Annotated in this window: 8 protein-coding genes; 7 read left to right on the top strand and 1 reads right to left on the bottom strand. The window is 39.7% G+C overall.

Going from position 1 to position 6,330, the window contains the following annotated elements; all coding sequences use genetic code 11:
- Positions 1 to 846: 846 nt before the first annotated feature.
- The 5 genes from N2257_10075 (at position 847) to N2257_10055 (ending at position 4,083) form a co-directional block, all read left to right on the top strand.
- Positions 847 to 1,077: a four helix bundle protein gene (locus N2257_10075; protein MCX7794729.1), complete on the top strand. Its 231-nt coding sequence runs from the start codon at positions 847 to 849 to the stop codon at positions 1,075 to 1,077.
- A gap of 93 nt (positions 1,078 to 1,170) precedes the next feature.
- Complete coding sequence (locus N2257_10070) at positions 1,171 to 1,389, top strand: DsrE family protein (protein ID MCX7794728.1); 219 nt, start codon at positions 1,171 to 1,173, stop codon at positions 1,387 to 1,389.
- Positions 1,390 to 1,523: 134 nt separating this feature from the next.
- Complete coding sequence (locus N2257_10065; GenBank protein MCX7794727.1) at positions 1,524 to 1,874, top strand: DsrE family protein; 351 nt, start codon at positions 1,524 to 1,526, stop codon at positions 1,872 to 1,874.
- A gap of 8 nt (positions 1,875 to 1,882) precedes the next feature.
- A complete protein-coding gene (gene tusB / locus N2257_10060) occupies positions 1,883 to 2,164 on the top strand; it encodes a sulfurtransferase complex subunit TusB (GenBank protein ID MCX7794726.1) in 282 nt (93 codons plus the stop codon).
- Positions 2,165 to 2,310: 146 nt separating this feature from the next.
- Positions 2,311 to 4,083, top strand: coding sequence for a carbon starvation protein A (locus N2257_10055; GenBank protein ID MCX7794725.1), 1,773 nt, complete (start codon positions 2,311 to 2,313; stop codon positions 4,081 to 4,083).
- Here N2257_10055 and mazG read toward each other — a convergent pair.
- Positions 4,080 to 4,844 carry a nucleoside triphosphate pyrophosphohydrolase gene (gene mazG, locus N2257_10050; GenBank protein ID MCX7794724.1) on the bottom strand — a complete coding sequence of 255 codons (765 nt, stop codon included), beginning with the start codon at positions 4,842 to 4,844 and terminating at the stop codon, positions 4,080 to 4,082. The genes N2257_10055 and mazG overlap by 4 nt on opposite strands.
- A 255-nt stretch (positions 4,845 to 5,099) precedes the next feature.
- On the opposite strand from mazG, the gene N2257_10045 reads away from it, so the two are divergent.
- Positions 5,100 to 6,089 (top strand): response regulator, encoded by a 990-nt coding sequence (locus tag N2257_10045; GenBank protein MCX7794723.1) that lies wholly within the window; start codon positions 5,100 to 5,102, stop codon positions 6,087 to 6,089.
- Positions 6,086 to 6,330, top strand: a 245-nt coding sequence (locus tag N2257_10040; protein ID MCX7794722.1) for a hypothetical protein, incomplete at its 3' end; no start/stop codon positions are given. The genes N2257_10045 and N2257_10040, both read left to right, overlap by 4 nt.

The following is a 6,330-nucleotide window of genomic DNA, read 5'->3' as shown; positions in this document are numbered from 1 at the left end:
GAAGACCTCATTTAAAAGGGATTGCGACAGTGGCCTACGGCCAGAGCAGTAGAGCAGCAGACCAGCAGAGCAGCAGTCTTTGTTCAAAAAAACCATTTTGTAAGTAGCTCTTAATTTCCAGAAAGGTCTTTGACTACTGCTCTACTGAGCTACTGCTCTGCTGCTCTAAATCTGACCTCATTTAAAAGGGATTGCGACAAACCAATATTGTCTCTATCTCCTTGCACGTGGCATGGGAGAGGAAAGAAGCAAGGATGAAAGCTCTCGTAGTAAAACAACCATGGGCTAACCAAATCTTAAGCGGGAAAAAAACTATTGAGTATCGGACTTGGTCTACCTCTTACAGAGGTGACATCCTCCTTGTCTCAGAAAAACAAGCTATCGGGATTTTTACCCTCGTAGATGTTCGCTACAACGAGGAAGAAGACATCTATGAGTGGATTATCACCAATCCTCGCCCCATTAAGCCTTTCTACGTGCGGGGTCTTCCAGGATTGTTTGAAGTTCCCTACCGTCCACGTAGCGATTGTCGGGAAGCCCCAAAGCGTCGGTGAATTTCTTTCTTTCCCCTGGCGTCTTAAATATCACTACCAGATAACAATTTATTGCATCATCAAGTTGCTCTATGGTAGGAAAGAAGACCTCATTTAAAAGGGATTGCGACAGTGGCCTACGGCCAGAGCAGAAGAGCAGCAGACCAGCAGAGCAGCAGTTTCTTTAATTTCCAGATAGGTCTGTTCCAAAAAATTACTTTGTAAGTGGAAGTTGCTATTCCAGAAAGGTCTTTGACTACACTCCACTGAGCTACTGCTTTGCTGCTCTAAATCTGACCTCATTTAAAAGGGATTGCGACAGTGGCCTACGGCCAGAGCAGTAGAGACATTTGGCCTGACTTCACAAATTAGGGGAGCATCATTATCAGTGGCTACAAATATAGTTGAAGTTTATGGCAGAAGATCAAAGACTGAACTTTTTCGTTTTATTGATATTTCGCGTGGCAGTCTTGCAAAAACTGAGTATCTTTTAGAATTTTCTAAAAACCTTGGTTATATAAAAACAGACATTTCTGATCTTTAATAGAAGAAGTCAGTAAACTCCTCTGGAATTTCCAGAAAGGTCTTTAAACAATTGCTCTAATTTGCTACTTCTCTAAATACTGAGGGTGGTAACATGGCAAAAGAGATAGTTATATTTCTCTCAACAACACCTTTCAGTTATGAAAATACCCATACCTTTTTTAAAATTGCAGAGTCAGCGTTAAGAAAGGGTCATAAGGTCAGATTGATTGCTTCTGGAGATGGTGTCTTCTCTATAGTAAAAGGTCAACTTCCTCAATCTCTTTCAATTCTTGAAGAGCTTATTGAAAAGGGACTCAAGATTGATATATGAACAGGTTGTATGCAGAGTCGTGGTCTCACGGCTGAGGATGCGGTTAAGGGTGGAGAGATGAGTTCACTTAAAGGTCTTTTTAATGTTTTAAAGACAGGACCCATTTTTTTAAGCCTTGGTTCATAGGAGGTATTATGAACATCAGCATTATACTTAGGAAGCCTCCCTATGGAACAGTCGATGCTTCAGAGGCAATAAGACATGCCCTTGGAGCAGTTACAGAAGACCTGTCAGTTAGACTTGTGCTTGTTGACGGTGGAGTAAATGCTGCTAGAAAGAATCAGGATGTACGTTATACACCGTATTCAAGTATTGAAGAGGGGATTAGGGACTGTATTAATATGGGTGTAGAAGTCTATGTGGATAAGACATCTTTAAAAGAGGAATATATAGATACTGATGGATTAATTGATGGAGTCAGAATTGTAAACAGTCATGAGATTGCAGAGATAATTAAGACAGCAGATGTAACTATGATTTTTTAGGAGCTGAGATGCTTGTAATAATAAAAAGCTCACCTGATACACCTGAAGGAAAGAGGGGCTTTAAACTCGCAAGGGATATGGCCTCTGATATAGTACTGTTACAGAACGGAGTTTATTTTGGCAACAAAGATCGTTTTGAGGGTTTTTGTGGAAAGGTTTATATCCTTGAGGAAGATATGAGACTGAGAGGTCTGAAGAGTGAAGAGATGCTGAAGGATGCAGAAAAGATAGATTATGACAGGCTTGTGGATTTAATGGTGGAGGAGGATAAGGTTATAGGTATGTTCTGACAGTATGTCAAGGAATGATGCCAGTTTCTGTATTAATGAAAATTAATTTAAAACCTGCCCTTTTAATGCGTGGGATATAAATTATTTCTATCGGCAGATTACGGTAAACCTTGAAATTATTCAGGTGCATAATAAATAATTAATAAATGAATATTCTTTTTCTTTTAATCTTTACCATTCTGGTCTTCATATTTGCCTACAGAATATACGGAGGCTATATAAGCCGTGTATTTAATGCCAGCGATGCTAATCCAACACCTGCAAAGGAAATATACGATGGAGTGGATTACGTACCTTCAAAGACTCCTGTTGTATTCTCCCACCATTTTGCATCAATTGCAGGTGGCGGCCCTATAATAGGGCCTACTATTGCATTAATATACGGCTTTTATCCATCCTGGCTCTGGATTATCCTCGGCGGTATCCTTATAGGTGCTGTTCATGATTACACCTCTTTATTCGTAAGCCTGCGCGAGAAGGGGAGATCTATTGCAGAAATAGCCCGTAAAACAATGGGTACTACGGGATTTATCTTGTTCATTCTCTTTACACTTTTTCTTATAATTCTTGTTTCAGCGTCCTTTCTCAGCCTCACAGCAGCAGCATTAACATCAATGGTAAATCTTGAAACCCTGCAGCTTCCGGAAGAACAGACATTACTCAAAACCCTCAGGGATGAAAAAACAGGTGATGTGAAGGCTGTAATAGGAGGTGTGGCATCTACCTCTGTAATTGTTATAACCCTCTTTGCACCCCTTCTGGGCTTTCTCATTGTGAAAAGACAGATTAAAACCATGAGTGCCGTAACTGCTGCCTTACTCATAGCTATCCTTTCTTTAGTTATAGGTTTAAAATTTCCTGTAAGACTTTCTTCTGATACATGGATGGTATTGCTTTCCATATACTGTTTCTTTGCCTCAGCAATACCTGTATGGCTTGTACTTCAGCCAAGGGACTTCATTAATTCTTTTATCCTCTACGGAGGGCTATTTGCCCTTATTTCCGGTATAATTATTGGTGGTATTAAGGGAATTAATATCTCTGCACCTGCCTTTAATTCAGCAGAGGGTTATTCAAAATTAGGACCTCTCTGGCCAGTACTATTTATAACAGTAGCCTGCGGAGCTATATCAGGATTTCATTCCCTTGTTGCAAGTGGCACTACATCAAAGCAGATACAGAGAGAGTCTGATGCAAGGCGAATAGGATATGGAGGAATGCTTCTTGAGTCACTGCTTGCTGTCTCTGTGTTGATAGCAGTTGGAGCAGCCCTTTCATTCAGTGATTATTCAAAGATTGTATTTCCTGATCCTGGAAAAGGCAGGTCCAATCCTGTTCTTGCTTTTTCGCTCGGGACAGGGTTTCTTCTTGATCAGACTGTAGGTATCCCGGTTTATATTGGAACAATCTTCGGTATAATAATGGTTGAAGGATTCCTTGCAACAACCCTTGATACATCTGTTAGGCTTGGTAGATACCTTCTTGAGGAATTATGGAAAGTAATATTTAAGGAGATTCCAGCCCTTTTCCGTTCAATTTATTTTAACTCAGGTATTATAGTTTTAATATCTTTACTGCTTGCCTATAAACAGGGATTCCTTCTTGTCTGGCCTGTTTTTGGTTCTGCAAATCAGCTTCTTGCAAGCCTTGCATTAATAGCAGTTTCCTTATGGCTTACCAAGAGATCAAAGAAGAGCCTCTTTACACTTCTTCCTGCTGTTTTTATGCTTCTTACCACAGTGGCTTCTCTTACCTATCTTACTGTTACAAAATATTTACCTTCCCGTAATCTTGTTCTTACAGGAATTGCAGTGATTCTCATTATACTTGCAGTAAGTGTAAGTGCTCTTTCGTGGAAGAGTCTTTTTATCTCTACAAAGGGTTCACGGACAGTTGTAAAAGATACATTGGTCGATTAATCCTCAGAGGATTTTGCCTCTTCCCAAAGTCGGTCCATCTCCTCAAGGGTAATCTCTGAAAGACTTTTACCGCTATTCTTTGCCTGTATTTCAATATATCTGAATCGTGAGATGAATTTGCTTATAGTTTTTCTAAGAGCATCCTCGGGATTTACTCCGACAAATCTTGAGATGTTCACGAGACTGAAGAAGATGTCTCCAAGCTCATCCTCTATGTCTTTCTGACTATTTCTCTCAAGTGCTTCCTTGAATTCCTTGAGTTCTTCATTTAATTTCTCAAGAACATCATTTATATCCTTCCAGTCAAAGCCAACCTTTGCAACCCTTGACTGAACCCTCTGAGCTTTTATTAAAGCAGGCAGCTCCTTTGGAATTCCTTCAAGAATGGACTCCCTCTGTTTCCCTTCTTCCTTCTTTCTTTCTTCCCATTGCTTAAGGACCTCTTCTGCTGTTCTGTACTCTGCATTTCCAAATACATGGGGATGTCTTGATATCATCTTATTTGCTATATGCTCCATTACATCATTTATGGAAAATTCACCCCTTTCTTTTGCAATCTGGCACTGAAATATTATCTGAAAGAGCAGATCTCCAAGCTCCTCTTTAATTTTTTCAGGTTCTCCTTCATCAATAGCCTCTACAACCTCATAAGTCTCCTCAATAAGAAAGGGCTTTATGGACTCCCTGGTCTGTTCTCTGTCCCAGGGACATTCTGTACGGAGTTTTTCCATTATTTCTAAAAGTTTTTCAAAGTTTTTCATGAATTTAAGCTTATCCAATATAAAATTAAAAAGTCAAACCAATATTTTGTTCAGCTAAGAAAGAGGAGTTCATTTAAATTTTTATAAATTCTGGCTGCTAAATTAAGAGGTATAGAGCTTAAAATTATTTAAACTTTCTCAGGTGGAATAAAGCGCCTTCAAAAAAATCAGTAGTTTGCAAATATTGCTTTTAAGTTTTTTTTAAATATAAAAATATTGACAAATTTATTTTTTAATGGTTTAATTTAAATAATTATGAAAGAAAACAGCATGATTTCAAAAAAGATTCCGTCTGTTCTTATTGTGGATGATATAGAGACAAACCTGGAGCTTCTTGAGACGATTTTTCAGAAGGCCGGCTTCAGGGTATATAAAGCACTTAACGGTGAAGGTGCCATAGAAATATTCAAAAGAGACAGCATTGATGTTGCAGTTCTTGATGTGATGATGCCAGGAATAAATGGTTTTCAGCTCTGCAGCATGCTTAAGTCCATAGCTGGCAAGAGATATGTACCTGTTATTTTGCTCACAGCCCTTACAGATAAAAAAAGCAGAATCACCGGTCTTGAATGCGGTGCAGATGATTTTATAAGCAAGCCTTTTGATTCAACAGAACTGATCACTAAAATAATGTCCCTTCTGAAATTAAAGGCCCTTTATGATGAGTTAGAGCATTCTGAAAATATCATTCTTACACTCGCCATTGCCCTTGAGGCAAGAGATCCTTATACTAAGGGACATTCCACAAGGGTCAGTGAACTGTCTACAAAATTTGCCTCCTATCTCAGGATATCCGCTGAAGAACAGGAGGTCTTAAGAAAGGCCGGTCTTCTTCATGATGTTGGAAAGATCGGTATAAATGAAGGCATTCTTCATAAAAAGGGCAGGCTGAACAGGGAAGAAATGGAAGAGGTCAAGAGACACGTGCTGATAGGCGAAGAGATATGCAGACCGCTTTTTTCAATGAAGGAGGCACTTCCTGTAATAAGGCACCATCATGAAAGATGGGACGGCAGCGGATTTCCTGATGGTCTTTCCTCGAGGGACATACCTCTTACTGCAAGGATATTATCTATAGTCGATGCCTATGATGCCATGGTTTCTGTTAGACCTTACAGAGATGGACTTCCACCTTCAAGAGTGCTTGAGATAATGCATGAGGAGAGATTCAGCGGACAGTGGGATCCTGAACTGCTTGAAGAGTTTATCACAATGATGTCTGATATTTTAAGGGCACAGATTTGATAAAGGTTGCCATAATAGGCGGTAATGTTGGCGGAGGAACGCTACTCTCTTTCTTAAGGGAAGAGCCCGAGATTCATATTTCTGCAATAGTAGAACCTTCCGATAATGCCCCCGGTGCTGTTCTTGCAAGAAAATGGGGTATACCTGTTTTGAAGGAAACAGAGCCATTAAAGAGGTACAGCCCTGATCTCATAATTAATATGACGGATAACAACAGGCTCTCCGAGAGATTGAGGGAAGA

It is taken from the genome of Thermodesulfovibrionales bacterium (assembly GCA_026417875.1).
GTDB lineage: Bacteria > Nitrospirota > Thermodesulfovibrionia > Thermodesulfovibrionales > CALJEL01 > CALJEL01.
Note: the sequence above shows the minus strand (reverse complement) of the source record. Positions and strands in the feature narration are given on the sequence as shown.